Source organism: Mesorhizobium sp. B2-1-3 (assembly GCF_006442495.1).
Taxonomy (GTDB): Bacteria; Pseudomonadota; Alphaproteobacteria; order Rhizobiales; family Rhizobiaceae; genus Mesorhizobium.
In genome coordinates, this window is the sequence record NZ_VFWL01000022.1 from 64,775 (window position 1) to 91,434 (window position 26,660).

Here is a 26,660-nt window from a genome sequence, read left to right on the forward strand (position 1 = left end):
CAGGAGCCCGGCGCCGGCGATCATTGTACATCGTGTCAGCACCAAATGCGGTCCTTCACGGCTGTTTCTTTCCAGAGGACAAATCGGCGATCGTGATCGTTCACACAAGACAGCGAAAAGCGAACATGGTGTTCACCATTGCAAGCAGGAGCGTGTCCATCGACGGTTGCATGAGGCAATCACGCTCGCTATCTCAGCGCCATGAAAGTCAAAGACGCAGATATTCTCATCATCCCGGGCTACACCAACTCCGGACCCGAGCACTGGCAGACCCGCTGGCAGTCAAAGCTGTCGACCGCGCGGCGCGTCGAGCAGGCGGAATGGTCGAAGCCCGTGCGCGATGACTGGACGGCGGGCGTGGCAAAAGCGGTCAATGAAGCCGAGAAGCCCGTCGTCCTCGTCGCGCATTCCCTTGGCGTTGCCGCGGCGGTGCAAGCCGTCCCGCAGTTTCGCAAGCCGGTCGCCGGCGCATTCTTCGTGGCGCCGCCCGATGTCGCCAATCCGGAGGTACGGCCAAGGCACCTGATGACGTTCGGCCCCTACTCGCGCGAGCCGTTGCCCTTCCCGTCCATGGTGATTGCCAGCCGCAACGATCCGTTCTGCGCCTTCCACGTCGCCGAGGACATTGCCGGCGCCTGGGGATCTCTGTTCATCGATGCCGGTGAAGCCGGTCACCTCAACACCGATTCAGGCTTCGGCCCATGGCCCGAAGGTTCGATGACCTTCGCCAAATTTCTAACCGAACTGAAGGCCTGACGACCTCGACCGGATCGCGGCTCTCAGCCGCCGATCGAATCCTTGATGCCTTTCAACAGCGTCTTCGCCCCTAGCGAAATCAGCGAGTGCTCGGACCCTGTGGCCAGCAGGCGGTAGCCCATCGCCACGACGCGGCCGGCGATGGCCGGTTCGATGACGTAGATCGCCGCATGCTTGCCGGCCTTGCGGGTACGCTCGGCGATCGAACCCACCGTTTCCATCATGCTTTCGAGCGTCGAATCGACGGTCGCGCCGTTCGACCAGGCAATCGAGAAGTCCGATGGCCCCAGGAAAATGCCGTCGATACCGGGTGTATCGAGGATGCCGTCCAGCGCATCGAGCGCCGCCCGCGTCTCGACCATGGCGAAGGCCATGGTGCGCTGGTTGCTGTCGCGCAGCCATTCGGCATGATCACCCTTGCCATGGCGTGGGAAGGCATAGGTGGGGCCCCAGGAGCGCTCGCCCACCGGCGGGTATTTCATCGCCGCAGCGAACAGTTTTGCATCCGCCACCGAGTTGACCATCGGCGCAATCACCGCCTCGGCGCCGAAATCGAGCGCCCGGCTGGCCATGTCGAAACGGCCGACGGGAATACGCACCAATGCCGGCTTGCCGGTGGCAAGCACGGGCGCCAGGCCGCGCAACACGCTGTCTTCATGATGGCCGCCATGCTGCATGTCGAGCGTGACCGCATCGAAGCCCTGCCTGGCAAGGATTTCGACGGTCAGCGCGTCCGGCACGCCTGACCATGCGGTGACCAGCGTTTCATCGGCCGCAAGGCGGGATTTCAGGGACATCGGCTCTTTCCTCGCTAAGGATCGCAGTTTCAGCCGGAAACGACGGGAAACGCAAAGAAAAACCGCCCGGCTGGGCCGGGCGGTCGATTGGTCCAGTCATTCTTTTGCCGCAGGTTCCGTCGCAAAATTGTGGGACATTTTTGCGGAACCTGCTTCGGCCGGATCAGGTGTTCTTGATCTGCTCGATGGCCTGCGCCATCAATTCGTCCATGGTGCGGCGGATCTGATGGTCCGACTGGCTGACGCCGGCAGCGTCGAAATCCTTGCGGATCTTGCGGAAGACGTCGTGATCGCCGGCTTCCTCGATATCGGAAACAACCACTTCCTTGGCGTAGGCGTCGGCCTCGGCGCCGGATTTCCCGAGCTTTTCCGCGGCCCACAGGCCGAGAGCCTTGTTGCGGCGCGCCGACGCCTTGAACCGAAGCTCCTCGTCGAACACGAATTTGCGCTCAAAACCCTCTTCGCGATCCTTCATGTTGCTCATGGCGTCCCTCCGATGGAAATCGATTCGCTGGCATTGATGAATATGTGATGGCGAAGCACAAACCAAAAGGCTGGCGGCCGGTCAATACGCTTCGTGGCTTGCTGCGCTGCGGCATTTCGGTCCCGAAAGCAGTTGATTGAAAGGATTTGCCGATTGAGCAAACAAGGCGATTACGATAGACACCGGCATTGAACGCCACCGTCGCCACACTAATTTAGGCAGACGGACAGGAACTGGTCGCTTGCCGCCTGCCCGCAAATCCAGAGAAAAATCAAATGAAAAATCGCCGCCGCATTTATGAAGGCAAGGCCAAGATACTTTATGAAGGCCCTGAGCCCGGGACACTGATCCAGTTCTTCAAGGATGACGCCACCGCGTTCAACAAGAAAAAACACGAAGTCGTCGATGGCAAGGGCGTGCTTAACAATCGCATTTCCGAGCACATCTTCAATCATCTCAACCGGATGGGCATTCCGACCCACTTCATCCGCCGGCTCAACATGCGCGAGCAGCTGATCAAGGAGGTCGAGATCATCCCGCTCGAAGTGGTGGTGCGCAATGTCGCCGCCGGTTCGCTGTCCAAGCGCCTTGGCATCGAGGAGGGCACGGTCCTGCCCCGCTCGATCATCGAATTCTATTACAAGGCCGATGCGCTCGACGACCCGATGGTCTCTGAAGAGCACATCACTGCCTTCGGCTGGGCGAGCCCGCAGGAAATCGACGACGTCATGGCGCTGGCCATTCGCGTCAACGACTTCCTGTCCGGCCTGTTCATGGGCGTCGGCATCCAGCTCGTCGATTTCAAGATCGAATGCGGACGCCTGTTCGAGGGCGACATGATGCGCATCGTCGTAGCCGACGAGATCTCGCCCGATTCCTGCCGGCTGTGGGACGTGGCGACGCAGGACAAGCTCGACAAGGACCGTTTCCGCCGCGACATGGGCGGCCTCGTGGAGGCCTACCAGGAAGTCGCCCGCCGTCTCGGTATCATGAACGAGAACGAGCCGCCGCGTCCAACCGGACCGGTGCTCGTCGCGTCGAGCGAGCCGCCGAAGGGCATGAAGCACTAATTGCCAGCAACGGGCTTGCCGGAAACGGCAGGTCCGGCGCAGACCGATACCGATCATTCAGGAGCATCGATGAAAGCCCGTATCACCGTAACCCTCAAAAACGGCGTGCTGGACCCGCAAGGTAAGGCGATCGAGCATGCGCTGTCGGGGCTAGGTTTTGACGGCATCGGCTCGGTGCGGCAGGGCAAGGTGTTCGACGTCGAGCTCGCCGGGACCGACAAGGCCAAGGCCGAGGCCGATCTCAAGGCCATGTGCGACAGACTGCTGGCGAACACGGTGATTGAGAACTATAGTGTGACGCTTACCTGAGGTTGCGCCGGAGGCACGGATGCCCGAAGTCACCGACGATGTACGAACTGCTGAAGAAAATTCATTCGCGAATGGATCGACTTGAGAATGGTCTCGGCGAGGTTAAGCACGAGATCGTCGCGATCAGATTGCAGGCGTTGAGCACGCAGACAGACATCAACAATATCTACTCAATAACAAGCCGTATCGATCAACGTCTGGAGCGAATCGAGCAGCGCCTCGAATTGCGCGAACTGGCCGAAAAAGGCACAAACGCCTTATGATCCAAGACCATGAGAGATTGCCTTCATGGTTCGTCGAAATAGCTGACTAAATGGCGTTCCTCACGAGACAGATCAGATTGACCCAAACGATCAGGGTGCCAACAAAATGAAATCAGCCGTCGTCCTCTTGCCTGGCCTTAACCGCGACCGCGATATGATCGCGGCGCTGACCAAGATTTCCGGCAAGGCGCCAGCCACGGTCTGGCAGACCGACACCGAAATCCCGGATGTCGACCTGATCGCCATTCCCGGCGGCTTCTCCTTCGGCGACTATCTGCGCTGCGGCGCGATCGCGGCGCGCATGCCGGTGATGCGGGCGGTCGCTGAAAAGGCGGCCAAGGGCGTCATGGTCATCGGCGTCTGCAACGGTTTCCAGATCCTGGTCGAGGCCGGCCTGCTGCCGGGAGCGCTCATGCGCAACTCCTCGCTCAAATTCGTCTGCCGGCAGGTGAAGCTCGAGATCGCCAACGCCAACACCATGTTCACCCGCCGCTACCAGCCGGGCCAGATCATCCGTTCGCCGGTGGCGCATCACGACGGCAACTACTTCGCCGATGCCGAGACGCTTGCACGCCTGGAAGGCGAAGGCCAGGTGGTGTTCCGCTATGCGGACGGCACCAATCCCAACGGCTCGATCAACGACATCGCCGGCATCATCAGCAGCCAGGGCAATGTGCTGGGCCTGATGCCTCATCCCGAGAACCTGATCGAAGCGGCACATGGCGGCAATGACGGCCGGGCGTTGTTCGAAGGCGCGCTCGGCATCGCCGCCTGATATCTTCCGAAATTCTTTCAGAACCTGGGGGCGGCCTGACGATGAGACTGACGATTGCTCGCTTTGCTCTCCTGGCTGCCGCCGGCCTTGCGCTGGCATCCTGCCAGTCGGGTCCGAAGAGCGCTCCGCCGCCTTCCGGCAAGAGCGCCGCGCTGCTGGCCATGGAACAGGTGGCGATCTCCGCCCACAAATGCTGGATCGCCAGCAAGGACCCGGCCTTCAAATCCTACCAGATGGCCAATGAGCTGAATTCGTTCAGCGGCACGCCGCGCTTCCTGCTGGTGCCGGCCAAGCATTATGGCGGCAAGCCGCTGCTGGTGGTGCAGGCGCAAGGCAATTCGAGCCGTGTAGACGTGTTCGGTCCGCTGATGGCCGAGCCGCTCGGCGCGCGCATCGGCTCCGACATCGCCCGCTGGCAGGCCGGCAATCCGGCCTGCGCCGCCGCCGCGTAAGATGGGCCGGCTGCTGCAGGTCGCGGGTCTGGTCGCAGGGCTGGCCGGTCTTTTCCTGCAGTTCTCGATCACCGTTCCGGCCTCGATGGAAGCCGGCCGCGGCCTGATCGGTTCGGTCGTCTTCTACTTCAGCTTCTTTACCATCCTGACCAACATCGGTGCGGTGCTCGTCCATGCGTCGCTGCTGTCGCCCGCCGGCCATGCCTGGTTTCCGGCCTTTGCCGGAGCGCGGATGCGGGCAGGCGTCGCCGTCGCCATCACCGTGGTCTTCATGGTCTACGCCACCGTGCTGGCACGCCTCTGGCAGCCGCAGGGCCTGTTCCTGCTGTGCGACGTGCTGCTGCACTATGTGACGCCTGCACTGTTCGTGCTGTGGTGGCTGGCCGCCGGTGCCGACGGCAAGACGCGATGGCGAGACGTTTCCTGGTGGATGCTCTATCCGCTCGCTTATCTGGCCTATGCGCTGGCGGGGGCGTCCATAACAGGCGAAGTGCCCTACCCGTTCCTCGATGTCGCCAGGTACGGCATCGCCAGCGTCGCCATCGCCTCGCTGGCCATCACCGCCCTTTTCCTGGCGCTGTGCGTTGGCGCCGTGCTTGCGGACCGCGGCCTGTCGCGGATCAGGGCGCCAGTTGTGCAGCCACGCAAGCAGGATTGAACATTGCATCGCGCCTGTTCATTCCCAGAATGGCCTGATCCCTTCGCGATGGGCGTCGCAGCGGGAAATGCCGATGTCCTTCAACTGGTCGTCGGTCATGTCCAGCAAGGCGAGCCGGCTGCGCCTGCGCTCCAGCAGGCCGTCGATCCAGCGCCCCAGCGATTTGACCATACGCACGATGCGGCTGACAAAGCCGCCGCGGTCCACAGGTCGCGCGGCGAACAATCCTGCGGTTGTCTGGCTGATTGTCTCGATTGTATCCATCTTCGCTCTACCAAAGCTGCAAATTGCACTCTTTTATTCCACACAACGCATGTGAATTGACTCATCGTTCGACGCAATATACAAAATTGTCACCATGACAAATTGGCTTCCCGACCTCACGGCCAGCTCCGGCCCGCTTTATCAGCGCCTTGCTGACAGCATTGAGTCAGATATCGACCGCGGCGTGATCGACGCCGGGGCAAAGCTGCCACCGCAGCGGGATCTCGCCTATGACATCGGCGCAACCGTCGGCACGGTCGGCAGGGCCTATCAATTGCTGCGCGAGCGCGGGCTGGTCAGCGGCGAGGTCGGGCGCGGCACCTATGTCCTCGGCCGGCAGAACGCGAAGCCCGACTTCATAGCGCCGGACGCGCAAGGCACGCGCGACATCGATGCGCCGCGCGGCAAGCTGCGCTTCGACAGCACCGCGGCGCCCGATGTCGGCCAGGGCGCCATCGTCACCGAAGTGCTGTCGCGCACGGCTTCGGATCATGCGCATGAGATTTCGAGCTACACGCGGGATTTTCCCGAGCGCTGGTTCGAGGCCGGCGCCAGTTGGCTGTCGCGCAACTCGTTTCGACCGAGCGCCGATACGATCGTGCCGACGCTCGGTACCCATGCCGCTGTCATGGCGGCGATCGCCGCACTGACCACGCCCGGCGATTACGTCGCCTTCGAGCACCTGACCTATTCGCAGATTTCGCGCAGCGCCGGCCTGATCGGTCGTCGCACGGCGCTGGTGGCATCGGACCATCAGGGTCTCGACCCCGACGATTTCGAGCGCGTCTGCGCGCAAAAGCATCCGAAGATGATCTTTCTGATGCCTACGGTGCAGAATCCGACGCTGGCGATCCTGCCGGCAGCGCGACGTGAGGCAATCGCGCGGATCGCGCGTGAATACAATGTCGTCATTATCGAGGACGATCTTTACGGCGGCCTGACCGAAGATCCGACGCCAATGCTGGCCGACTATGCACCCGAGCGCACCATCGTCGCAGGCGGCCTGTCGAAATCGGTAGCGGCCGGCGTTCGCGGCGGCTGGCTTTCCTGCCCGCCCGCTTATCGCCATCGCATCCGTGTTGCCCATAAGATGATGACCGGCGGCATGCCTTTCCTGCTGGCCGAGGTGAATGCCCGGCTGGTGCTGTCGGGCCAGGCCGCGGACATACGCAAACGCGCCATCGCCGAAATCAACGCCCGCACCGCCATTGTGTGCGAGACTTTGGCCGGCTTCGAATTCAAGTCGCGGGACAATATACCCTTTGTCTGGCTGACCTTGCCCGACCCCTGGCTTTCCGGCACGTTCAAGAACGCCTGCCTCGAGCACGGCGTGCTGATCGACGACGAAGACGAGTTCAAGGCGGGCCGTTCCGAGCAGGTCTTCCACGGTGTGCGCTTCGGCATTTCGCAGCCGAGGCAGCGCAAGGACATCGCGGACGGCGTTGCGGCGATCCGGAGGCTCCTCGACGAAGGCCGCGCCGGCTACGACAGTTTTTCCTGATCCGCATCGCCTTGGAGCGCCGGCGGTTCAGGATGCCTCCAGGCAAGACCCGAGGCGCATCGGTTGAGTCCGGTCCGGTGGGACGCGCGTTCAAGGCGCCGTGGCTTTCTCCGGATTCAGCCACTTTTCGTCGGTCCATGGGTGTATCGGCCGCAAAGCTTGCGATAAGAGGAGACTCAAAATCCCAAGCTCCCACGGATAAAAACCGCCGCCCATGACCATTTCCAATTCCGTGCCGATCACGCCCGAGCTCATTGCCGCGCACGGGCTGAAGCCAGACGAATACCAGCGCATCCTCGACCTCGTCGGGCGCGAGCCGAGCTTCACCGAACTTGGCATCTTCTCGGCGATGTGGAACGAGCATTGCTCGTATAAATCCTCGAAGAAATGGCTGCGCACGCTGCCGACGACCGGCCCGCGGGTCATCCAGGGACCGGGCGAGAATGCCGGCGTGGTCGATATCGGCGACGGCGACTGCGTCGTCTTCAAGATGGAGAGCCACAACCACCCCTCCTTTATCGAGCCCTACCAAGGGGCGGCGACAGGCGTCGGCGGCATATTGCGCGATGTCTTCACCATGGGCGCGCGGCCGATCGCGGCGATGAACGCCTTGCGCTTCGGTGCTCCCGATCATCCCAAGACCAGGCACCTGGTGGCGGGAGTGGTTTCCGGCGTCGGCGGCTACGGCAATTCCTTCGGCGTGCCGACGGTCGGCGGCGAGGTCAATTTCGACGCCCGCTACAACGGCAATATCCTGGTCAACGCTTTTGCCGCGGGTCTTGCCAAGACGGACGCGATTTTCCTGTCGGAGGCCAAGGGCGTCGGCCTGCCGGTCGTCTATCTCGGCGCCAAGACCGGTCGCGACGGCGTCGGCGGCGCCACCATGGCCTCGGCCGAATTCGACGACAAGATCGACGAGAAGCGCCCGACCGTGCAGGTCGGCGATCCCTTCACCGAAAAGTGCCTGCTTGAAGCATGTCTCGAACTGATGGCGTCCGGTGCGGTCATCGCTATCCAGGACATGGGTGCTGCCGGCCTTACCTGCTCGGCGGTCGAGATGGGCGCCAAGGGGGATCTCGGCATCGAGCTCGAGCTCGACAAGGTTCCGGTGCGCGAGGAGCGCATGAGCGCCTACGAGATGATGCTGTCGGAAAGCCAGGAGCGCATGCTGATGGTGCTGCGCCCCGAAAAGGAAAAGGAGGCCGAGGCGATCTTCCACAAATGGGGGCTCGACTTCGCCATTGTCGGCAAGACGACCGACGATCTGCGCTTTCGCGTCCTGCATCAGGGTGATCAGGTTGCGGACCTGCCGATCAAGGATCTCGGCGACAAGGCACCGGAATATGACCGTCCGTGGATCGAGCCGAAGAAGCCGGCGCCGCTTGCGGCCAATGACATTCCGCAGGCCGATGTCGCCGACGCACTGCTGAAGCTGCTCGGCGGCCCTGACCTGTCGTCGCGCCGCTGGGTGTGGGAACAGTACGACACGCTGATCCAGGGCAATTCGCTGCAGCTTCCCGGTGGCGATGCCGGCGTGGTGCGGGTCGAAGGCCATCCGACCAAAGCGCTGGCTTTCTCGTCGGACGTGACGCCGCGCTATTGCGAGGCCGATCCCTATGAGGGCGGCAAGCAGGCGGTGGCCGAATGCTGGCGCAACCTGACCGCCACCGGCGCGCTGCCGCTGGCCGCCACCGACAATCTCAATTTCGGCAATCCGGAACGGCCGGAGATCATGGGTCAGTTGGTCGGCGCGGTGAAGGGCATTGGCGATGCCTGCCGCGCGCTCGGCTTCCCGATCGTTTCGGGCAATGTCTCGCTCTACAACGAAACCAATGGCCAGGGCATCCTGCCGACGCCGACCATCGGCGGCGTCGGGCTGATCGCCGACTGGTCGAAGATGGTGCGGGCCGGCTTCGCTGAGCAAGGCCAGATGATCCTGCTGGTCGGCGCGCCGGCCTCATGGGGCACGCATCTCGGCCAATCGGTCTACTTGCGCGACATCCACGGCCGCAGCGACGGCCCGCCGCCGCCGGTCGACCTCGACCATGAAAAGCGTGTCGGCGACCATGTGCGCGCCCTCATCGCGTCCGGCATCGTCACCGCGGCTCACGACGTTTCCGACGGCGGCATTGCGGTCGCGCTGGCCGAGATGGCGATGGCATCAGGCATCGGCGCGACGGTCCCCGGACTGGCCGGCACCGATCCTATTCCGGTCTGGTTCGGCGAGGACCAGGGCCGCTATCTCCTCACGCTGTCAATCGATCCAGACAGTGAGGACTGGGACGCGATCCGCAAACAGCAAAGCGAACTCGCCATTTTCGCGCCCTGGATCGGCTCGACCGGCGGCAACACGCTGAAACTCGGCGAGGCACGGGCGATCCCGCTCGGCGAATTGACCGCCGCGCACGAAGGCTGGTTCCCGCGCTTCATGGATCAGGCCATTTGAGCAGAGCGTGATCCCGAAAAGTGGGAAACGATTTTTTCGGAAAAATCATGCTCAACCACAGGAAACTGGCCGTCCGGGCACTGCTTGCAGTCGTCTTCTGGCCATCGCTGTTCTTCTTCTGGTTTCTCGGCCCGTTCGTCTTTTTCCTGCTGTCTACGACATCGAGCGAGGTCTGCGCCCGGTTGGATACACGCGCGGAGTTCCTCGCCGCGGCCAACGACACGCTTCCGATGCTTGGCCTACAAAACCTTTTCTATGCAGTTCCGCTTGTCTGCCTAGTGCTTTGGAGCCGGCTTCTGCCGGACCGGGCACGGACAAGGCACATCTTCACCTGCATAAAACTTTTCGCCGTCGCGGCCGCATTGGGGGCACTGTGGGAGTATGGCTCCTCGCTGGCCTGCGATGGCTACGGCCAGCCGTTCTTCTCGCCCGTCTGGCGGATGACCGCCTACCTGCCGATTGCCAACCTGGCGATCAACCTTCCCCTCTATGTGCTGACCTTCAGCCTTGGGCGGACCTTCTCGACGCCCGAGGACGACCCCGCAGACGACGCCGGCGGTCAGAGCGAGGACGCGTCGTGAGCCACAATCGCGCTGGGGCTGGACGGAACGGCTTCAATCCCGGCCGGAAAGGCTTTAGGTTCACTCCGACTCTCATCGCACGGGCAGCCATGCCGCAGCCCGCCCGAAAACAGGAACTTGCCATGGCAATGGATGCCCGCGACATCGAAAAACTGATCAAGGAGGGCATCCCGGATGCCAGGGTGACCATCCGTGACCTTGCCGGCGACGGCGATCACTATGCGGCCGAAGTCGTGGCCGAGAGCTTTCGCGGAAAAAGCCGCGTGCAGCAGCACCAGATGGTGTATGACGCGCTGAAGGGCAATATGGGCGGCGTGCTGCACGCGCTGGCGCTGCAGACCAGCGTGCCGGACTAGGGGCTTCCAACGCCAAAGTCGCTTGGCCCAAAACGCCGCATCTTTTGCGCCATTCAGGCCACCACGCGGCTAAAGTCTTGTTTCGGGCAACCTATGGGTTTATCTGATGGAAAAGCTTCGAGCCTGACTCCCACAGGCGGGAAAGGATATTCTATGAGCGGCATCAACGACTACATTGACAACGAGGTGAAGGGCAACGACGTCGTGCTTTTCATGAAGGGCACGCCCGGTTTCCCGCAATGCGGATTTTCCGGCCAGGTTGTCCAGATCCTCGACTATATCGGCGCCGACTACAAAGGCGTGAACGTGCTGGATTCGGCCGAGCTGCGCCAGGGCATCAAGGAATACTCCAACTGGCCGACGATCCCTCAGCTCTACGTCAAGGGCGAATTCGTCGGTGGCTGCGACATCGTGCGCGAAATGTTCCAGGCGGGCGAGTTGCAGACATTCCTTGTCGAGAAGGGCGTGAGCGTCAAAGGCGCCGCCTGATTTCGGTTGGGCATGTCGCCGTCGACATGCCCTGAGCACCGGGGCAGCCCCGCCTCGGCAATTTTGCGTCCGGGACCCGGACCAGGACGAGCCAATGCGCCGGGCCACCGGCGCGTTTTCGTTTGAGAGATCGGACTTGCCGTGGACCAGCAGACGTCAGCACCGCAATCGGCAAGCAAATTGCCCATTCCGCGCTGGGAGTTCATCGCGCTGTGCGCAGCGCTGATGGCGCTCAATTCGTTGGCCATCGACATCATGCTGCCGGCGCTGCAGCAGATCGGCGCCTCGCTTGGCGTCGAGAACGAAAACCACCGGCAATATGTCATCACCGCCTATATTCTGGGTTTTGGCGGCGGACAGCTGTTTTTCGGACCGCTCTCGGACCGATTCGGGCGCCGTGCGCCGCTTGTCGCCGGCCTGATCATTTATGTGGCGGCGGCCGCCGCGGCCGCCATATCGCCAAGCTTTGAAACGCTTCTACTTTGCCGGGCCGTGCAAGGCATCGGTGCGGCCGCGACCCGCGTCATCGCCGTCTCGATCGTGCGCGACACGTTCGATGGCCGGCGCATGGCCGAGGTGATGTCGCTGATCTTCATGGTGTTCATGGCGATCCCGGTGATTGCTCCCGGCATCGGCCAGTTCATCATGCTGTTCGCGACCTGGCATTTGATCTTCGTCACCATGGCCGTCGGCGCGCTTGTCGTCTCGGCCTGGTCGCTGCTGCGCCTGCCCGAGACGCTACATCCGGAATATCGCCGGCCATTGACCGTCAATGCCATTGTCGGCGGGTTCCGCATCGTGCTGACCAACCGCGTCGCGATCTGCTATGCCTTCGCCAGTACGTTCATCTTCGGCGCCATGTTCGGCTTCATCGCCTCGGCGCAGCAGATTTATGTCGACATATTCAATGTCGGCGAATTGTTTCCGGTCATCTTTGCCGGCGTTGCCGGCGTGCTCGCCTTCTCCAACTATCTGAACTCGCGTCTTGTCGGCCGCATCGGCATGCGCCGCCTGTCGCAGAGCGCGCTGCTGTTGTTTCTGGTCATCAGCCTGGCCTGGCTGGTCGTTTCGCTGGAAATGAAGATGCCGCTCTGGCTGTTCGTCACCTTCTTTGCCTGCGCCATGCTCCCTTTCGGTGCGCTCGGCGCGAATTTCAATGCCTTGGCTATGGAGCCGCTTGGTCAGCTGGCCGGCACGGCCTCGTCCATCCTGGGCTTCATGCAGACGTTTCTCGGCGGCATTCTCGGCACGCTGATCGGCCAGGCTTTCAACGGCACGGTGACGCCATTGGCCGCCGGCTTCTGCAGCGTCTCGGTCGCAGCCCTGCTGATGATCTTCATCGCCGAACGCGGCAAGATGTTCCAGCCGCAGAATCAACCCGTCTCGGGGCACATTGCCGATCTGCATTGAATTGTCGCCTTTGCGGCGCTCGGCTGGGTAATCGAATTGGCAGCCGGCTATTGCGCCCAGAGTTCGCTGCGCAACTCGCGCCAGCTTTCCCGGTCGGGTGCGACAAGCAGGCCGCCGCCGACATGCGACGGTAGGTAGGCACTGGCGTCGAAACGCGCGGCGTGGCCGCCGGCCTCGGCATGAATCAGGACACCGGGCAGATGGTCCCACGGCATCAGCTTGTTGTAGACGACGAAATGGGCATGGCCGCTGGCCAGCAGGCGATATTCATGCGCGGCGCAGCGATAGGCGAATTGCGACAGGATTTTCGTCTGGTTGCGCGCCAGCCGCGACCGCTCTGGTTCGGCCATGTACTGCCAGGAGACGGAGCCGGTCATTCCCGAGATCGGCACGGGCGCCGCGACACGCACTTTTTCCAGGTTGCCATGCGCGTGCCTGATATGGCTGCCGGCGCCCCTGGCGCCGATCAGCCAGTCCTTGCCGACCGGATCGTGGATGATGCCTGCGACGGTCTCACCCCGGACCACGACACCCAGCATGACGCCGAACAACGGCACGCCGGAAGCGAAATTGAAAGTGCCGTCCACCGGATCGATGGTGAAAGCCAGATCGGCATCGCCAAGACCGTCGAGCAGCGCCGGATTGTCGGAACAGGCTTCCTCGCCGACAATCATGGCCGTTGGGTAGCGCTCACGCAGCTTGGCGGTGATCAGCCGCTCGGCACTGACGTCGGCTTCCGTCACCAGGTCGGCGGCCGACGTCTTCTGGCGGACGTCGCCGCCGCCCAACCGGCGAAAGCGCGGCATGATTTCGGCTTCGGCTGCTTCGGCCAGGGTGCTGGCCAGCCAGTCGATCGCGGTATCGTCAAATGTCATCGGAAATGTCTTGCCTGCTGGAGAGCGTTTCATCGAGTGCGGCGAAATCGAACAGTTTCCTGTCGAGCAGATGCGACGGCCTGGTGTTGGACAACGCACGCAGCATCGTGTCCTTGCGCCCGGGCATGCGCTTTTCGATATCGTCGAGCATGGCCTTCATGGCGTTGCGCTGGAGACCTTCCTGGCTGCCGCAGAGATCGCAAGGGATGATCGGGAACCGCATCGCCGCGGCGAGCTTTTCCAGATCGATTTCGGCGCAATAGCTCAGCGGCCGCAGCACCATGACGTCGCCCTCGTCGTTGAGCAGCTTTGGCGGCATGGCGGCGAGACGGCCGCCGTGGAACAGGTTCATGAAGAAGGTTTCGAGAATGTCCTCGCGATGATGGCCGAGCACCAGCGCCGAGCACCCCTCCTCTCGGGCTACGCGATAGAGATGACCACGCCGCAGGCGTGAACAGAGCGAGCAATAGGTGCTGCCCTGCGGCAGCTTGTCGGTGACGACGGAGTAGGTGTCCTGGTATTCGATGCGGTGTGCAATGCCGTGGGCATTGAGGTAATCGGGCAGGATGTGCTTGGGAAAGTTCGGCTGGCCCTGGTCGAGATTGCAGGCCAGCAGCTCCACCGGCAGCAGGCCGCGCCATTTGAGGTCCAGCAGCATGGCAAGCAGGCCGTAGGAATCCTTGCCGCCCGACAGGGCCACCAGCCAGCGCTCGCCTGGCCTGACCATCGAAAAATCCTCGATCGCCTGGCGGGTCAGCCGCAGCAGCCGCTTGCGCAATTTGTTGAACTCGACCGAAGACGGCACATCGGCGAACAGCGGGTGAAAACCGCCTTCGATGTCGGCGGCCTGCTCAAGCGATTGAGCGTCTGGCAGCATGTTCATGGCGTCGGTTCCAAATCCTGGAGCAACGAACGTTCGGAGCTTCGTTGCCGCCCGGATTAGCGGACATGGCCGACAAAGAAAAGGCCGCCTCGATGGGCGGCCCCTTCCGGTCTCGCAAAAAGCCTTCGCTTAACGCGAATAGAATTCGACGACGAGGTTCGGTTCCATCTGGACGGCGAACGGAACGTCCGCCAGGCCCGGGATGCGCGAGAAGGTCGCGGTCATCTTGTTGTGATCGGCTTCGATGTAGTCCGGCACGTCGCGCTCGGCGAGGCCGACCGATTCCAGGACGATCACCAGCTGCTTCGACTTTTCACGCACTTCGACGACGTCGCCCGGCTTGCAGCGGTACGAGCCGATGTTGACGCGCTTGCCGTTGACGTTGACATGGCCGTGGTTGACGAACTGGCGGGCGGCGAAAATGGTCGGAACGAACTTGGCGCGATAGACGACCGCGTCCAGACGCGACTCGAGCAGGCCGATCAGGTTCTCCGAGGTGTCGCCCTTGCGGCGATCGGCCTCTTCATAGACCTTGCGGAACTGCTTTTCCGAAACGTCGCCATAGTGGCCTTTCAGCTTCTGCTTGGCGCGCAGCTGCAGGCCGAAATCGGAAAGCTTGCCCTTGCGGCGCTGGCCGTGCTGGCCGGGGCCGTATTCACGCTTGTTGACCGGGGACTTCGGGCGGCCCCAGATGTTTTCGCCGAGACGGCGGTCGATCTTGTACTTCGCGGATTCGCGCTTGCTCATCGCATTCCCTTTCAAAACAACATAACCCGGAGCCTCATGGTCCGGGTGAAGGAAACGCGCCCTCCTCTGGCCTCCGTTTTCGAGACCTGACAGGGTTTTTCCACGCAACGCGGCGAAAAACCCACGGGACACGTCAGTTCAAACAAGACCTTGGAAAACAGACTGGTTTCCGTCGAGGTCTTGCGCATGCAAAACAAACCACCGGGCGTTGCGGCCCGGTGTTGGGAGCGCTGTTAAACAGAGATTTAACCGCTGTCAAGGTTCCAACTGGCGCCGCCCCGCGACCATCTACGATTTTCAGTGTTGTTGTTCAATGCGGTGTCGCATCCGGCGGGAGGTTGTCGCGCCCGCGGTATTGGAACAATTCCCGGAAAGCGCTAGCGGTTTCTACCCGGGATTGTGTAAAAAACCGGAGCGGGGCGGCGATTCCCCGAAGCTGAACCGCTCCAGGAAGGGACTTGAGCAGAGGAGCCTGAATTCGGATGAAGAAGTTCTTTCTAAGCCTGACTGGTGCGACGGTGTTGGCCGGATCGATGGCCGTCATCACGCCGGAGCCGGCGATGGCAAGGCATTGGCAAGGTCACCGGCCTCATCAGGTATGCCGGATCGTGGTCAAGAAGCGCGTCGTCTGGCGCCATGGTCACCGCCATGTCATTCGCCAAAAAGTGCGACGCTGCCACTGGCGCTAACAGCTGCCACTGGCGCTAACAGCCGCCACTGGCGCTAACAGCCGCCACTGGCGCTGATTACGTCGGCCATTGACCAGACAATAACATCAAGGCCTGCGACCCCGTCGCGGGCCTATTTCTTGCCATTGGACGAGCCCTTCACAAAGGGCGTGCCAAATAGCGCTTCCCTCAGTGCTTCTTTTTCTCCGGCAGATCCTTGCGCTTGGTTTCGGCGAATTCCTCGAGCTGCTTTTCGCTCATGGATTCGTACATCCCTTTGGAAGCGCCTTTGAGCTCGCTCTTCTTGGTCTCGCCGCGCTTGGCCGACAATGCGGCGCCGGCGGCCTTCTGCTGGGCTTTCGAGGTGGCAGGCATGGTTTTTCTCCCTTCATTGCCTGGGAGAAAACGAAACGGCCTCGCCAATGTTCCGGAAATCAGGCGACCGTCAGTCCAAAGCCCTGCATCAAACGGCTGGTGGCAAAATCCGCCTTGCCGGACGTGAAGACCGCGATGTCCGGCTCACCATGCGGCAACGGCCCATTGACCGGCGACAGCAGCGACATCGCCCGCCGGGCGATCGCTTCGGCAGGATCGATCCAGTCGACCGGCCAGGGTGCGGTCTTGCGCATGCGGTTGACCAGAAAAGGATAGTGCGTACAGGCGAGCACGGCGATGTCGGTGCGCATGCCGTCGCGCTCGATGAAACATGGGGCGATCTCGGCGCGCACGGCTTCCTCGTCGACGAAGCCTTCGCGCATATAGGCTTCGGCCAGCCCCGCCAGACGGTCGCTGCCGACCAGCCGGACATGGCACTTCTGCGCCCATTTGCTGATCAGGTCGCGCGTGTATTGCCGTTTCACCGTGCCCGGCGTCGCCAGCACGGAGACGAGGCCGGAGCGGGTACGCTCCGCCGCCGGCTTGATCGCAGGCACGGTGCCGACAAAGGGATGGCCGGGAAATCTCTCGCGCAACGCGTCGATCACCAGCGTCGAGGCGGTGTTGCAGGCGATGACCGAGATGGCCGGGGAGAACCGGTCCAGCAATTTGCCGAACAGGTCGAGAATATGGATCCGCAGCGCCGGTTCCTCCCAGGCGCCAAAGGGGAAGGCGGCGTCGTCGGCGATGTAGACGAAGCGGCGGTCGGGCATCAGCACGCGCGCCTCGCGCAGCACAGTCAGCCCGCCAATGCCGGAATCGAACATCAGGATCGGCTGATCAGTCATTGTCGGTTCCCTTGCCGCCGAGCGGCGGCGCGGCGTTGTCGTCGTCATCGGCCACCTGACGATCCGCATTGGTCTTGCGGCCGGGACCGCCGGCGCGCGCCGCTGCCGGAAGCCGCCTTGGATCATCTCCCGGAGAGCCGTCGCCGCGCGGCATCGCCGGCGAGAACCTGTCCAGCGACGAGATGATGCCGCGCAGCACCTTGAGCTCCGGCTCGGCAAATCCCGCCCGGGTCAATACGGCGCGCAGATTGTCAACCATCTTCGGCTTCTTCGGCGCCGGCCGGAAATAGCCGCGCGCTTCGAGTGCGCCTTCGAGATAGGCGAACAGGCCGTGCAGTTCTTCCTTGCTGGCCGGCTTCATGTCCGGACCCGTAAAGTTGGTCTTGGTCTCGTCCTCGAGGCCGGATTTCATCCACTCGTAGGACATGAGAAGCGCGGCCTGGGCGATGTTGAGCGAGGAAAAATCGGGATCGACCGGAAAAGTGACGATCTCGTCGGCGAGGCCAACCTCGTCATTATAGAGGCCGAAACGCTCGCGGCCGAACAGGATGCCGGTTCGCTGACCCATGCCATGGCGAGCCCGGAGCACCCTGCCCGCCTCGACCGGCCCGCGCACGGGCTTGAAGCCGTCGCGTTGCCTTGCGGTGGTCGCGAAAACGAAATTCAGGTCGGCCATCGCCGTGGCGAGATCGTCGAAAACCTTGACGGCGTCGATGACATGGTCGGCGCGGCTGGCCGCCGCCCGCGCCTTCTCGTTCGGCCAGCCGTCGCGCGGGTTGACGAGGCGAAGTTCGACCAGGCCGAAATTGGCCATGGCGCGCGCAACCATGCCGATATTCTCGCCGAGCTGCGGCTCCACGAGGATGATGGCGGGGCTGGCGACTGAAGCGGTATCGGAATCTTTGGTGACGGGCATGATTGTCAATGAACTGCTGTTTGCGGCATTTCAGCGTCCCCTGCCATATTCGGCCGCGAAAATGAACCATTCGCAAATGGCGGGGCGATCGCTTCGCTTTCGTGACCGATCGTCGTTTGCGCGGCCAAAAACGCTTTGATATAGGGGCGCATCCCCGGCCGAACGCCACGCGGGCAAGGCCGTCCCATTTCCCAGCAACGAGGCATTCTTTCCATGGCGAAGATCAAGGTGGCGAACCCGGTCGTCGAACTCGACGGCGACGAGATGACCCGCATCATCTGGCAGTTCATCAAGGACAAGCTGATCCACCCTTATCTCGACCTCAAGCTTGAATATTACGACCTCGGCATCGAGCATCGCGACGCCACCAACGACCAGGTGACCGTCGATTCGGCCAACGCCATCAAAAAATACGGCGTCGGCGTGAAATGCGCGACCATCACGCCCGACGAGCAGCGCGTCGAGGAATTCAAGCTGAAGAAGATGTGGAAATCGCCGAACGGCACCATTCGCAACATCCTCGGCGGCACCATCTTCCGCGAGCCGATCATCATGAAGAACGTGCCGCGGCTGGTGCCCGGCTGGACCAAGCCGATCATCGTCGGCCGCCACGCCTATGGCGACCAGTACCGCGCCACCGATTTCCGTTTTCCCGGCAAGGGCAAGCTGACGATCAAGTTCGTCGGCGAGGATGGCCAGGTGATCGAGCACGACGTGTTCGACGCGCCCGGCGCCGGCGTCGCCATGGCCATGTACAATCTCGACGAGTCGATCCGCGAATTCGCCCGCGCTTCGCTGAACTACGGCCTGCTGCGCAACTACCCGGTCTATCTCTCGACCAAGAACACCATCCTCAAGGCCTATGACGGCCGCTTCAAGGATATTTTCCAGGAGGTCTACGAGGCTGAGTTCGAGGCCGAGTTCAAGTCCAAGAAGCTGTGGTACGAGCACCGCCTGATTGACGACATGGTGGCCTCCAGCCTGAAATGGTCGGGCGGCTATGTCTGGGCCTGCAAGAACTATGACGGCGACGTACAGTCCGACACGGTGGCGCAGGGGTTCGGCTCGCTTGGCCTGATGACGTCGGTGCTGATGACGCCGGACGGCAAGACGGTGGAAGCGGAAGCCGCGCACGGCACCGTGACGCGCCACTATCGCCAGCACCAGAAGGGCGAGGAAACCTCGACCAATTCGATCGCCTCGATCTTCGCCTGGACCCGAGGGCTGGCCCACCGCGCCAAGCTCGACGACAATGCCGAATTGAAGCGTTTTGCCGAAACGCTGGAAAAGGTCTGCATCCAGACGGTCGAATCCGGCTTCATGACCAAGGACCTGTCGCTGCTGATCGGCCCCGACCAGCCTTGGCTGTCGACCACCGGATTTCTCGACAAGATCGACGAGAATTTGCAGAAGGCGATGGCGTAGGCACCCGCGGGTTCAACACGCCGAAGGCTCCGGAAGGAGCCTTCGCTTTTTTGGGCCAACGAAATCGAAAGCAAAGGACTGGCAACATGGCCAAACCGGTCCTCTACGGCGCGGACTACAGCGTTTACGTGCGCATAGCGCGCATGGCGCTGGAGGAGAAGGGCGTCGACTATGAGCTTGTGCCGGTCGATGTCTTTGCCGCCGAGGGCATCCCCGGCTGGTATTTCGAGCACCACCCGTTCGGCCGCATCCCGGCCTTCGAGCATGACGGTTTTCGCCTGTTCGAGGCCAGCGCGATCACGCGCTATGTCGATGAAGCTTTCGACGGACCGCCCTTGCAGCCGAACGATCCGCGCGGCCGCGCGCGGATGAACCAGATCATCGGCATGCTCGACGCTTATGGCTATCGGGCCATGGTCTGGGACGTCGCCGTGGAGCGGCTGGAGAAGGCGTCGCCTGACGAAGCGCTGATTGTCAGCGGATTACGACAAGCAGGAACGGTCCTTCAGGCGCTCTCATCATTGAGATCCCCGGGGCCGTGGTTGCTCGGCAATCAACTGACGCTCGCCGACCTGCATGCGGCACCGATCATCGGCTATTTCGTCAAGGTGGCGGAAGGGCGCAAACTGCTGGCTCGCTTTGCCGACATACAGGACTGGTGGGATTGTATTGCTAAACAGACAAGCTTTGCCAGGACTGAAAAGGCCGGCTGATCTGCGACAGCGCAGCGCAGCGATATTCGATTCAGGTCAACGATTTCGCGGACAACCGATCATTGATGTCGCGCCGCCCCTCATGAGGGGCCGCGCGACCTCGAAGGGAAGCAACCGGCCTGGAGCGTTGCCCCCCAATTCTGCAATGAATCACGCTGCCTCCAGCGCCGCCCTCACCGCAGCAATCGCGTCGTCGGCCTTCGAGGCATCGGGGCCACCGGCCTGCGCCATGTCGGGCCGGCCGCCGCCGCCCTGCCCGCCGAGGGCGGCGGAGGCGACACGCACCAGGTCGACGGCGCTGAAACGGCCGACGAGATCATCGGTGACGGCGACCACGACGCTCGCTTTGTTGTCCTCGCCCGCACCGACGAACACGACCACGCCGGAGCCGAGCGAGCTTTTGCCGGCGTCGGCGAGCGGCTTCAGATCCTTCGGCGAGACACCGGAAACCGACTTGCCGAGGAAGCCGACGCCCGCGACGGTCTCGTTGGCGGCCGGCGCGTCAGCGGGCGACCCGCCGCCCAGCGCCAGCTTCTTGCGCGCTTCGGTGAGCTCCTTCTCGAGCTTCTTGCGCTCTTCGAGCAGGGCTTCAACACGCGCCGGCACGTCGGCCGGCGAGATTTTCAGTGTTGCCGCGGCCGCCTTCAGCCGCCGGTCCTGTTCGTCGAGATGCTTGCGCGCGGCCTCGCCCGTCAGCGCCTCGATGCGGCGCACGCCTGCGGCGACGGCGCTGTCGGACACGACGCGCACCAGGCCGATGTCACCGGTTGCCCTGACATGCGTGCCGCCGCAAAGCTCGACCGAATAGGGGCGGTTGGCCTTGGCGCCATGTAGGCCCGTGCCCATAGACACGACGCGCACCTCATCGCCGTATTTCTCGCCGAACAGCGCCATGGCGCCTTCGGCAATGGCATCGTCGACCGACATCAGGCGCGTGATCACCGGGCTGTTCTGCACCACGATCTCATTGGCCATGCGCTCGACCTCCTCGAGTTCCGAGGGCGAGATGGGCTTGTTGTGCGAGATGTCGAAGCGCAGGCGCTCGGGCGCGACCAGCGAGCCCTTCTGTGCGACATGGGTGCCCAGCACCTCGCGCAGCGCCTCATGGATCAGATGCGTCGCGGAATGGTTCGCGCGGAGCCTGGAGCGCCTCGCATGGTCAACCTTCAGCTCGACGGCGGCACCCGTCCTGGCAGTGCCGCTGACCACCTTGCCGAGATGCACGAACAGCCCGTCGGCCTTCTTCTGCGTATCGGAAATCTCGATCGAGAAGCCTTCGCCTGAAATGGTTCCGGTGTCGCCCATCTGGCCGCCGGATTCGGCATAGAACGGCGTCTGGTTGACGACCACGGCTACCGCTTCGCCCTTGCCGGCGCTGTCGACGGTCTTGCCGTCGCGGACAACCGCCTGGATGATGCCTTCCGCCTGCTCGGTCTCGTAGCCGAGGAATTCGGTGGCACCGGCTTTTTCGCGCACCGGGAACCAGACCGCTTCCGTCGCCGCCTCGCCGGAACCTGCCCAGTGCTTACGCGCCTCGGCCTTCTGCTGCTCCATCGCATTGGTGAAGCCGGCAAGATCGACCGAGATGTTGCGCTGGCGCAGCGCATCCTGCGTCAGGTCAAGCGGGAAGCCATAGGTGTCGTAAAGCTTGAAGGCCGTCTCGCCGTCCAGCATGTCGCCGGCGCCGAGCTTTTCCGTCGCCTCCGACAGCAAACCGAGGCCACGCACCAGTGTCTTGCGGAACCTGGTCTCCTCAAGCTTCAGCGTCTCGGTGATCAGCTGTTCGCCGCGCACCAGTTCCGGATAGGCCTGACCCATCTCGCGAACCAGCGCCGGCACCAGCTGCCACACCAGCGGCTCGTTCGCACCGAGCAATTGCGCATGCCGCATGGCGCGGCGCATGATGCGGCGCAGCACATAGCCGCGGCCTTCGTTCGATGGCAGCACGCCGTCTGCGACCAGGAACGAGGACGAGCGCAGGTGATCGGCTATGACGCGATAGGATGCGACGGTCTCGGCGTCGGGACCGCGGCCGAGCGCGGACGACGCCGCATCGATCAGATGGCGGAACAGGTCGGTCTCAAACACGCTTTCCACGCCTTGCAGGATGGAGGCCATGCGCTCCAGCCCCATGCCGGTGTCGATCGACGGGCGCGGCAGGTCAATGCGCTCGTCCTTCGTCACTTGCTCGTACTGCATGAACACCAGGTTCCAGAATTCCAGGAACCGGTCGCCATCCTCCTCCGGGGTGCCGGGCGGACCGCCCCAGATGTGCTCGCCGCGATCGATGAAAATTTCCGAGCATGGCCCGCACGGCCCGGTGTCGCCCATCGCCCAGAAATTGTCGGAGGTTGGGATGCGGATGATGCGATCATCGGAAAAGCCGGCGATCTTCTTCCAGAAGCCGGCCGCCTCGTCGTCGGTGTGGTAGACGGTGACGAGCAGCTTGTCCTTCTTAAGCCCGAACTCCCTGGTAATGAGGTTCCAGGCCAACTCGATGGCGCGCTCCTTGAAATAGTCGCCGAAGGAGAAATTGCCGAGCATCTCGAAGAAGGTCAGGTGGCGCGCGGTGTAGCCGACATTGTCGAGATCGTTGTGCTTGCCGCCGGCGCGAACGCTTTTCTGGGCGGTCGTGGCACGCGAATAGGGCCGCTTCTCCAGGCCGGTGAAGACGTTCTTGAACTGCACCATGCCGGCATTGGTGAACATCAGCGTCGGATCGTTGCGCGGCACAAGCGGGCTCGACGCCACGACTTCGTGACCCTCCTTGCGGAAATAGTCGAGAAATGTCGACCGGATCTCGTTCACGCCACTCATGAATGCTGCCTTTTCGAGAGAGCCGCCGGCCGGACCGGCGGAAAATGGGCTCTGCTTTAGAAGATGGAGCTGGCCTTTTAGCCGCCGCTTGGCACCCTGTCCAGAAACACGCAAGCTGGCCAATTCGCGGTTCGCCAGCCGCTCAAAACGCGAACCGCCGGCACGGGGCCGGCGGTTCGAAACGCAATACTACAGAACTCGATTACATAAGCTCAAGTTGATGAACCGGGATTATGGCCGAACTCGGGCCGTAAACCGAACGCTAGATCGCGCCAGCGAACGCTAGATCGTGCCGACGAGCGCTTACATCGCGCCGGCTTCATCCTCGAAGCCATCATCGCCACCTTCGGAGCCGCCATTCTCGAGGAATTTTTCGGCGATCAGTCCGGCGTTCTGCCTGAGCGCAAGTTCGATCTCGCGCGCCGTATCGGGATTGTCGCGCAGGAACAGCTTCGCGTTCTCGCGGCCCTGGCCGAGACGCTGCGAATTGTAGGAGAACCAGGCGCCCGATTTCTCGACCACGCCGGCCTTGACGCCGAGATCGACCAGTTCGCCGGTCTTCGACACACCTTCGCCGTACATGATGTCGAACTCGACCACCTTGAAGGGCGGCGCCAGCTTGTTCTTGACCACCTTGACGCGGGTCTGGTTGCCGACGACCTCGTCGCGGTCCTTGACCGAGCCGATGCGGCGGATATCGAGACGCACCGAGGCGTAGAATTTGAGCGCATTGCCGCCGGTGGTGGTTTCAGGCGAGCCGAACATGACGCCGATCTTCATGCGGATCTGGTTGATGAAGATGACCATGGTGTTGGAGCGCGAGATCGAGGCGGTCAGCTTGCGCAGCGCCTGGCTCATCAGGCGGGCCTGCAGGCCGGGCAACGAATCGCCCATCTCGCCCTCGATTTCGGCGCGTGGCGTCAGCGCCGCGACCGAATCGACCACCAGCACATCGATGGCGCCGGAGCGCACCAGCGTATCGCAGATTTCAAGCGCCTGCTCGCCAGTGTCAGGCTGCGAGATCAGGAGGTTTTCGAGATCGACGCCGAGCTTGCGGGCATAGACCGGATCGAGCGCGTGCTCGGCATCGACGAAGGCGCAGATGCCGCCCTTCTTCTGGGCTTCCGCCACCGTGTGCAGCGCCAGCGTCGTCTTGCCCGAGCTTTCCGGCCCGTAGATCTCGATGATGCGGCCGCGCGGCAGGCCGCCGACGCCAAGCGCGATGTCGAGGCCAAGCGAGCCGGTCGGCACGGTTTCGATCTCGACGACCTGCTCGTTCGCGCCGAGCCGCATGATCGAGCCCTTGCCGAAAGCCCGCTCGATTTGCGACAGCGCCGCATCCAGAGCCTTTGATTTGTCCACTGCCTTATCCTCTACAAGCCGCAAGCTGTTCTGAGCCATGATACATCACCCCGTAGTCGTCAATGAAGGCCGGACAATCCGTAATCCTTGGTTATTTGTACCTTTTTTGTTCTCATTTGGCAAGAGGGATCAAGCATTTGAAAAATAAGCAACATCCTGATTTGTTCTTTTTTTGTCTCAGGATTCGGCTCCAACATGGTCCGAATATTGGGCCAGGCTGGTTCGCCGTGCCGGCCTCACGAATCGCTGGTTGTTGCCTGCGAAGCTCCGTCGCACAGCATGGCGCTTGTGCGTGACCGCCAACAAAGGTCATATCGGCGCATGGTGAGATCTCCAAGAGTCCTGGCGGTGGGCGGCGCCCATATCGACAGGCGCGGCCAGGTGTCCGGCGCTTACGTGCCGGCTGCCTCCAACCCGGGCACGATGCGCGAGGATGTCGGCGGCGGCGTCTTCAACGCTTTGCGCAGCACGGTGCGGCGAGGCGTCTCGGGCTCGTTGCTGTCGGTGCGCGGCGGCGATGCCGCCGCCGACACGGTTTCGCGCGCCATCGCCGAAGCAGGCATTGCCGACCTGTCCGCGGTGTTCCTCGACCGCACGACGCCGAGCTATACGGCGCTGATCGACCGCGAGGGCGAACTGCTCGTCGGCTTTGCCGACATGGCGCTTTATGAGCTGGCATTTGCAAAGCAGATCCGCCGCTCCAGGGTGAGGGAGGAGATCGCCGCCGCAGATGCCGTCCTGTGCGACGCCAATCTGCCATCGGCGGCTCTGGAGCGGCTGGTATCGCTTGCCGCCGGCAAGCCCGTGTTCGCCATTGCCATTTCACCGGCCAAGGTCGTGCGCTTGACACCAGTGCTCGGCGGCCTGGCCGTCGCCTTCATGAACAGGCGCGAGGCGGTGGCGCTTGCCGGGCTTGACGATGCCGCCTCTCAAAAAACTGTCCTCGACGGGCTGAGAAGCGCCGGCCTCGACAGCGCGGTGGTCACGGCGGGCGGCGGCCCGGTGCTGGGCTTCGACCGCGACGGCAGCTTTGCCGTCGTCCCGCCCCCTCCAAGAAAGGTCGTGGACGTCACCGGCGCCGGCGATGCGCTTGCCGGCGCGACGGTCGCCGCCCTGCTGCGCGGCATGCCCTTGCGCGCGGCGTTGCGCGAGGGCGTCGCCGCCGCGACGCTGGCTATTGAAAGCGCGGGCGCCGTTCCCGATTTCACCGCGGCGACTTTCGCGCAAGCGCTGGCTCTTGTGCCCGAAGAGCAGGAAATGGCATGAGACCGGCCAGTTCACAGTGCCGCAGTGCCGATCGAGCGTCCAAAAAGATGCGCCGCACTCCGGATTGGAGATCAAGATGACCCCAGACACCGCCCGCCCCTTCATCGATGTCCACGCGCCGGTGGCGCAGGCCCTGTCGGCCGGAAAGCCCGTGGTGGCGCTGGAAAGCACCATCATAACCCACGGCATGCCCTACCCCGACAATGGCGCCATGGCGGCCGAAGTGGAAAGGATCATTGCGGACGGCGGCGCGGTGCCGGCGACGATCGCCGTGGTGGCGGGCCGCATCAAGATCGGCCTCTCCGACGGAGAACGCGAATCGCTCGCCATGACCGGCGACGCCATGAAGCTCTCTCGCGCCGATCTCGGCTTCGCCGTCGCGCAAGGGCGCACCGGCGGCACCACGGTTGCCGCCACAATGATCGCCGCGCATATGGTTGGGATAAAGGTGTTCGCCACCGGCGGCATCGGCGGCGTGCACAAGGGCGCCGAAAAAAGCTTCGACATTTCCGCCGACCTCGATGAGCTGGCGCGCACGCCCGTCATCGTCGTCTCGGCTGGGGCCAAGGCCATCCTCGACATCGAAAAGACGCTGGAGGTGCTGGAGACCCGCGGCGTGCCCGTGATCGGCCATGGCTGCGAGACCATGCCGGCCTTCTGGTCGCGGCAGTCGCCGTTCCGCGCGCCGCTGACCTTGCACGCGCCGGAAGAGATCGCGCATTTTTACAAGACGCGACAGGCGCTGGGCCTGAGCGGCGGCATGCTGATCGCCAATCCGGTGCCGGAGGATCACGAAATCCCGGCCGGCGAGATGGCCGGCTACATCGAGGCCGCCCAGAAGGCCGCCGAGGCGCTCAACGTTACCGGCAAGGCGGTGACGCCGTTCCTGCTCTCCAAAATCCTCGAACTCACCGGCGGCCGGAGCCTGAAGACCAACATCGCGCTGGTCGAAAACAATGCTCGGCTGGCAGCGCGAATTGCCGGGGCGCTGTAGGACGCCGGAAATACGAGCGGCGGCACCACGGCTACTCGCGACCACCGAGTTCCGTCACGCCCTCCTCTGTCCTGCTGGACGTCTCCGAAAAAGTCTGCACTGCCTCATCGCCCCGAGGTCCTAGCGTTATTTTCCCGCCCGCCGCCCCGCCTCATAGGCC

The 26,660-nt window shown here is 62.9% G+C and carries 29 protein-coding genes; 18 read left to right on the forward strand and 11 right to left on the reverse strand.

The window, feature by feature from the left end; translation table 11 throughout:
• Window positions 1–201 precede the first annotated feature (201 nt).
• Window positions 202–756: an alpha/beta hydrolase gene (locus FJ973_RS27450; protein ID WP_140558541.1), complete on the forward strand. Its 555-nt coding sequence runs from the start codon at window positions 202–204 to the stop codon at window positions 754–756.
• 23 nt (window positions 757–779) lie between these two features.
• On the opposite strand, the gene FJ973_RS27455 is transcribed toward FJ973_RS27450, so the two are convergent.
• Together FJ973_RS27455 and FJ973_RS27460 are read right to left on the reverse strand one after the other, a co-directional pair.
• The gene (locus FJ973_RS27455) at window positions 780–1,553 is read right to left on the reverse strand and encodes an HpcH/HpaI aldolase/citrate lyase family protein (protein ID WP_140558543.1); all 774 of its coding nucleotides are present in this window, start codon (window positions 1,551–1,553) and stop codon (window positions 780–782) included.
• A 163-nt stretch (window positions 1,554–1,716) separates the two neighbouring features.
• Window positions 1,717–2,037, reverse strand: a complete 321-nt coding sequence (locus FJ973_RS27460; protein WP_140493820.1) for a DUF1476 domain-containing protein — start codon at window positions 2,035–2,037, stop codon at window positions 1,717–1,719.
• Between the two features lie 275 nt (window positions 2,038–2,312).
• Between FJ973_RS27460 and purC the strand changes: the two genes are divergently transcribed.
• The 6 genes from purC to FJ973_RS27490 all read left to right on the forward strand — a co-directional run bounded on the left by purC (window position 2,313) and on the right by FJ973_RS27490 (window position 5,564).
• Window positions 2,313–3,107: a phosphoribosylaminoimidazolesuccinocarboxamide synthase gene (gene purC, locus FJ973_RS27465; protein WP_127282327.1), complete on the forward strand. Its 795-nt coding sequence runs from the start codon at window positions 2,313–2,315 to the stop codon at window positions 3,105–3,107.
• A 69-nt stretch (window positions 3,108–3,176) separates the two neighbouring features.
• Window positions 3,177–3,416 carry a phosphoribosylformylglycinamidine synthase subunit PurS gene (gene purS / locus FJ973_RS27470; protein ID WP_140517697.1) on the forward strand — a complete coding sequence of 80 codons (240 nt, stop codon included), beginning with the start codon at window positions 3,177–3,179 and terminating at the stop codon, window positions 3,414–3,416.
• A gap of 38 nt (window positions 3,417–3,454) precedes the next feature.
• Window positions 3,455–3,679: a hypothetical protein gene (locus FJ973_RS27475; RefSeq protein WP_246670994.1), complete on the forward strand. Its 225-nt coding sequence runs from the start codon at window positions 3,455–3,457 to the stop codon at window positions 3,677–3,679.
• Window positions 3,680–3,785: 106 nt separating this feature from the next.
• Window positions 3,786–4,454: a phosphoribosylformylglycinamidine synthase subunit PurQ gene (purQ, locus tag FJ973_RS27480; RefSeq protein WP_140493824.1), complete on the forward strand. Its 669-nt coding sequence runs from the start codon at window positions 3,786–3,788 to the stop codon at window positions 4,452–4,454.
• A 41-nt stretch (window positions 4,455–4,495) separates the two neighbouring features.
• Window positions 4,496–4,906, forward strand: coding sequence for a hypothetical protein (locus FJ973_RS27485; protein ID WP_140517698.1), 411 nt, complete (start codon window positions 4,496–4,498; stop codon window positions 4,904–4,906).
• 1 nt (window position 4,907) lies between these two features.
• A complete protein-coding gene (locus FJ973_RS27490; RefSeq protein ID WP_140493828.1) occupies window positions 4,908–5,564 on the forward strand; it encodes a Pr6Pr family membrane protein in 657 nt (218 codons plus the stop codon).
• Window positions 5,565–5,582: 18 nt separating this feature from the next.
• Here FJ973_RS27490 and FJ973_RS27495 read toward each other — a convergent pair whose 3' ends face one another.
• Complete coding sequence (locus tag FJ973_RS27495) at window positions 5,583–5,828, reverse strand: DUF1127 domain-containing protein (protein WP_140493830.1); 246 nt, start codon at window positions 5,826–5,828, stop codon at window positions 5,583–5,585.
• 94 nt (window positions 5,829–5,922) lie between these two features.
• Here FJ973_RS27495 and FJ973_RS27500 point away from each other — a divergent pair, with 94 nt between their 5' ends.
• The 6 genes from FJ973_RS27500 to FJ973_RS27525 all read left to right on the forward strand — a co-directional run bounded on the left by FJ973_RS27500 (window position 5,923) and on the right by FJ973_RS27525 (window position 12,611).
• The gene (locus FJ973_RS27500) at window positions 5,923–7,329 is read left to right on the forward strand and encodes a PLP-dependent aminotransferase family protein (RefSeq protein ID WP_140558544.1); all 1,407 of its coding nucleotides are present in this window, start codon (window positions 5,923–5,925) and stop codon (window positions 7,327–7,329) included.
• Between the two features lie 214 nt (window positions 7,330–7,543).
• Window positions 7,544–9,775: a phosphoribosylformylglycinamidine synthase subunit PurL gene (gene purL, locus FJ973_RS27505; RefSeq protein ID WP_140558546.1), complete on the forward strand. Its 2,232-nt coding sequence runs from the start codon at window positions 7,544–7,546 to the stop codon at window positions 9,773–9,775.
• Between the two features lie 47 nt (window positions 9,776–9,822).
• Entirely contained in the window at window positions 9,823–10,356 is a 534-nt protein-coding gene (locus tag FJ973_RS27510; RefSeq protein ID WP_140558548.1) for a hypothetical protein, read from the forward strand.
• Window positions 10,357–10,478: 122 nt separating this feature from the next.
• The gene (locus tag FJ973_RS27515; protein ID WP_140493839.1) at window positions 10,479–10,712 is read left to right on the forward strand and encodes a BolA family transcriptional regulator; all 234 of its coding nucleotides are present in this window, start codon (window positions 10,479–10,481) and stop codon (window positions 10,710–10,712) included.
• 153 nt (window positions 10,713–10,865) lie between these two features.
• On the forward strand, window positions 10,866–11,201 hold the full coding sequence (gene grxD, locus FJ973_RS27520; RefSeq protein ID WP_013532137.1) for a Grx4 family monothiol glutaredoxin: 336 nt from the start codon (window positions 10,866–10,868) through the stop codon (window positions 11,199–11,201).
• A 141-nt stretch (window positions 11,202–11,342) separates the two neighbouring features.
• On the forward strand, window positions 11,343–12,611 hold the full coding sequence (locus FJ973_RS27525; protein WP_140493841.1) for a multidrug effflux MFS transporter: 1,269 nt from the start codon (window positions 11,343–11,345) through the stop codon (window positions 12,609–12,611).
• A 47-nt stretch (window positions 12,612–12,658) separates the two neighbouring features.
• On the opposite strand, the gene FJ973_RS27530 is transcribed toward FJ973_RS27525, so the two are convergent.
• The 3 genes from FJ973_RS27530 to rpsD form a co-directional block, all read right to left on the reverse strand.
• Window positions 12,659–13,486 (reverse strand): inositol monophosphatase family protein, encoded by an 828-nt coding sequence (locus tag FJ973_RS27530; protein ID WP_140522050.1) that lies wholly within the window; start codon window positions 13,484–13,486, stop codon window positions 12,659–12,661.
• Window positions 13,476–14,369 (reverse strand): tRNA 2-thiocytidine(32) synthetase TtcA, encoded by an 894-nt coding sequence (gene ttcA, locus FJ973_RS27535; protein ID WP_140493845.1) that lies wholly within the window; start codon window positions 14,367–14,369, stop codon window positions 13,476–13,478. Before ttcA ends, FJ973_RS27530 begins: the two co-directional genes overlap by 11 nt.
• A 129-nt stretch (window positions 14,370–14,498) precedes the next feature.
• Complete coding sequence (rpsD, locus tag FJ973_RS27540; protein ID WP_140493847.1) at window positions 14,499–15,116, reverse strand: 30S ribosomal protein S4; 618 nt, start codon at window positions 15,114–15,116, stop codon at window positions 14,499–14,501.
• Window positions 15,117–15,598: 482 nt separating this feature from the next.
• On the opposite strand from rpsD, the gene FJ973_RS27545 reads away from it, so the two are divergent.
• Complete coding sequence (locus FJ973_RS27545; protein ID WP_140518326.1) at window positions 15,599–15,805, forward strand: hypothetical protein; 207 nt, start codon at window positions 15,599–15,601, stop codon at window positions 15,803–15,805.
• Window positions 15,806–15,973: 168 nt separating this feature from the next.
• Here FJ973_RS27545 and FJ973_RS27550 read toward each other — a convergent pair whose 3' ends face one another.
• Genes FJ973_RS27550 through FJ973_RS27560 form a run of 3 tightly spaced genes read right to left on the reverse strand, consistent with a single transcriptional unit; the run spans window position 15,974 to window position 17,923 of the window.
• Window positions 15,974–16,159 carry a DUF3008 family protein gene (locus FJ973_RS27550; protein ID WP_140493851.1) on the reverse strand — a complete coding sequence of 62 codons (186 nt, stop codon included), beginning with the start codon at window positions 16,157–16,159 and terminating at the stop codon, window positions 15,974–15,976.
• A 59-nt stretch (window positions 16,160–16,218) separates the two neighbouring features.
• A complete protein-coding gene (gene murI / locus FJ973_RS27555; protein ID WP_140558550.1) occupies window positions 16,219–17,007 on the reverse strand; it encodes a glutamate racemase in 789 nt (262 codons plus the stop codon).
• Complete coding sequence (locus tag FJ973_RS27560; protein WP_140493855.1) at window positions 17,000–17,923, reverse strand: RNA methyltransferase; 924 nt, start codon at window positions 17,921–17,923, stop codon at window positions 17,000–17,002. The genes murI and FJ973_RS27560 overlap by 8 nt, the downstream gene beginning before the upstream one ends.
• A gap of 213 nt (window positions 17,924–18,136) precedes the next feature.
• On the opposite strand from FJ973_RS27560, the gene FJ973_RS27565 reads away from it, so the two are divergent.
• A complete protein-coding gene (locus FJ973_RS27565; RefSeq protein ID WP_140493857.1) occupies window positions 18,137–19,348 on the forward strand; it encodes an NADP-dependent isocitrate dehydrogenase in 1,212 nt (403 codons plus the stop codon).
• Window positions 19,349–19,434: 86 nt separating this feature from the next.
• Window positions 19,435–20,061, forward strand: coding sequence for a glutathione S-transferase N-terminal domain-containing protein (locus tag FJ973_RS27570; protein ID WP_140558552.1), 627 nt, complete (start codon window positions 19,435–19,437; stop codon window positions 20,059–20,061).
• Window positions 20,062–20,211: 150 nt separating this feature from the next.
• On the opposite strand, the gene alaS is transcribed toward FJ973_RS27570, so the two are convergent.
• Both alaS and recA read right to left on the reverse strand, forming a co-directional pair.
• Window positions 20,212–22,878, reverse strand: a complete 2,667-nt coding sequence (gene alaS, locus FJ973_RS27575; protein WP_140518329.1) for an alanine--tRNA ligase — start codon at window positions 22,876–22,878, stop codon at window positions 20,212–20,214.
• Window positions 22,879–23,181: 303 nt separating this feature from the next.
• Complete coding sequence (gene recA, locus FJ973_RS27580; RefSeq protein WP_010909075.1) at window positions 23,182–24,279, reverse strand: recombinase RecA; 1,098 nt, start codon at window positions 24,277–24,279, stop codon at window positions 23,182–23,184.
• A gap of 282 nt (window positions 24,280–24,561) precedes the next feature.
• Between recA and FJ973_RS27585 the strand changes: the two genes are divergently transcribed.
• A complete protein-coding gene (locus tag FJ973_RS27585; protein WP_140558554.1) occupies window positions 24,562–25,506 on the forward strand; it encodes a carbohydrate kinase family protein in 945 nt (314 codons plus the stop codon).
• Window positions 25,507–25,582: 76 nt separating this feature from the next.
• Complete coding sequence (locus FJ973_RS27590) at window positions 25,583–26,500, forward strand: pseudouridine-5'-phosphate glycosidase (protein WP_140558556.1); 918 nt, start codon at window positions 25,583–25,585, stop codon at window positions 26,498–26,500.
• The last annotated feature ends 160 nt before the right edge of the window (window positions 26,501–26,660 follow it).

Excerpts from the sequence above, each read along its gene's own strand:
- rpsD (WP_140493847.1), bottom strand. The coding sequence starts at position 15,116 with ATGAGCAAGCGCGAATCCGCGAAGTACAAGATCGACCGCCGTCTCGGC.
- FJ973_RS27455 (WP_140558543.1), bottom strand. The coding sequence starts at position 1,553 with ATGTCCCTGAAATCCCGCCTTGCGGCCGATGAAACGCTGGTCACCGCA.
- FJ973_RS27570 (WP_140558552.1), top strand. The coding sequence starts at position 19,435 with ATGGCCAAACCGGTCCTCTACGGCGCGGACTACAGCGTTTACGTGCGC.
- FJ973_RS27450 (WP_140558541.1), top strand. The coding sequence starts at position 202 with ATGAAAGTCAAAGACGCAGATATTCTCATCATCCCGGGCTACACCAAC.
- FJ973_RS27460 (WP_140493820.1), bottom strand. The coding sequence starts at position 2,037 with ATGAGCAACATGAAGGATCGCGAAGAGGGTTTTGAGCGCAAATTCGTG.
- purQ (WP_140493824.1), top strand. The coding sequence starts at position 3,786 with ATGAAATCAGCCGTCGTCCTCTTGCCTGGCCTTAACCGCGACCGCGAT.
- FJ973_RS27530 (WP_140522050.1), bottom strand. The coding sequence starts at position 13,486 with ATGACATTTGACGATACCGCGATCGACTGGCTGGCCAGCACCCTGGCC.
- FJ973_RS27490 (WP_140493828.1), top strand. The coding sequence starts at position 4,908 with ATGGGCCGGCTGCTGCAGGTCGCGGGTCTGGTCGCAGGGCTGGCCGGT.
- FJ973_RS27590 (WP_140558556.1), top strand. The coding sequence starts at position 25,583 with ATGACCCCAGACACCGCCCGCCCCTTCATCGATGTCCACGCGCCGGTG.
- murI (WP_140558550.1), bottom strand. The coding sequence starts at position 17,007 with ATGACTGATCAGCCGATCCTGATGTTCGATTCCGGCATTGGCGGGCTG.
- alaS (WP_140518329.1), bottom strand. The coding sequence starts at position 22,878 with ATGAGTGGCGTGAACGAGATCCGGTCGACATTTCTCGACTATTTCCGC.
- FJ973_RS27510 (WP_140558548.1), top strand. The coding sequence starts at position 9,823 with ATGCTCAACCACAGGAAACTGGCCGTCCGGGCACTGCTTGCAGTCGTC.
- FJ973_RS27500 (WP_140558544.1), top strand. The coding sequence starts at position 5,923 with ATGACAAATTGGCTTCCCGACCTCACGGCCAGCTCCGGCCCGCTTTAT.
- recA (WP_010909075.1), bottom strand. The coding sequence starts at position 24,279 with ATGGCTCAGAACAGCTTGCGGCTTGTAGAGGATAAGGCAGTGGACAAA.
- FJ973_RS27560 (WP_140493855.1), bottom strand. The coding sequence starts at position 17,923 with ATGCCCGTCACCAAAGATTCCGATACCGCTTCAGTCGCCAGCCCCGCC.
- FJ973_RS27475 (WP_246670994.1), top strand. The coding sequence starts at position 3,455 with ATGTACGAACTGCTGAAGAAAATTCATTCGCGAATGGATCGACTTGAG.
- purC (WP_127282327.1), top strand. The coding sequence starts at position 2,313 with ATGAAAAATCGCCGCCGCATTTATGAAGGCAAGGCCAAGATACTTTAT.
- FJ973_RS27550 (WP_140493851.1), bottom strand. The coding sequence starts at position 16,159 with ATGCCTGCCACCTCGAAAGCCCAGCAGAAGGCCGCCGGCGCCGCATTG.
- grxD (WP_013532137.1), top strand. The coding sequence starts at position 10,866 with ATGAGCGGCATCAACGACTACATTGACAACGAGGTGAAGGGCAACGAC.
- FJ973_RS27585 (WP_140558554.1), top strand. The coding sequence starts at position 24,562 with ATGGTGAGATCTCCAAGAGTCCTGGCGGTGGGCGGCGCCCATATCGAC.
- FJ973_RS27565 (WP_140493857.1), top strand. The coding sequence starts at position 18,137 with ATGGCGAAGATCAAGGTGGCGAACCCGGTCGTCGAACTCGACGGCGAC.
- FJ973_RS27485 (WP_140517698.1), top strand. The coding sequence starts at position 4,496 with ATGAGACTGACGATTGCTCGCTTTGCTCTCCTGGCTGCCGCCGGCCTT.
- FJ973_RS27495 (WP_140493830.1), bottom strand. The coding sequence starts at position 5,828 with ATGGATACAATCGAGACAATCAGCCAGACAACCGCAGGATTGTTCGCC.
- purL (WP_140558546.1), top strand. The coding sequence starts at position 7,544 with ATGACCATTTCCAATTCCGTGCCGATCACGCCCGAGCTCATTGCCGCG.
- ttcA (WP_140493845.1), bottom strand. The coding sequence starts at position 14,369 with ATGAACATGCTGCCAGACGCTCAATCGCTTGAGCAGGCCGCCGACATC.
- purS (WP_140517697.1), top strand. The coding sequence starts at position 3,177 with ATGAAAGCCCGTATCACCGTAACCCTCAAAAACGGCGTGCTGGACCCG.
- FJ973_RS27545 (WP_140518326.1), top strand. The coding sequence starts at position 15,599 with ATGAAGAAGTTCTTTCTAAGCCTGACTGGTGCGACGGTGTTGGCCGGA.
- FJ973_RS27515 (WP_140493839.1), top strand. The coding sequence starts at position 10,479 with ATGGCAATGGATGCCCGCGACATCGAAAAACTGATCAAGGAGGGCATC.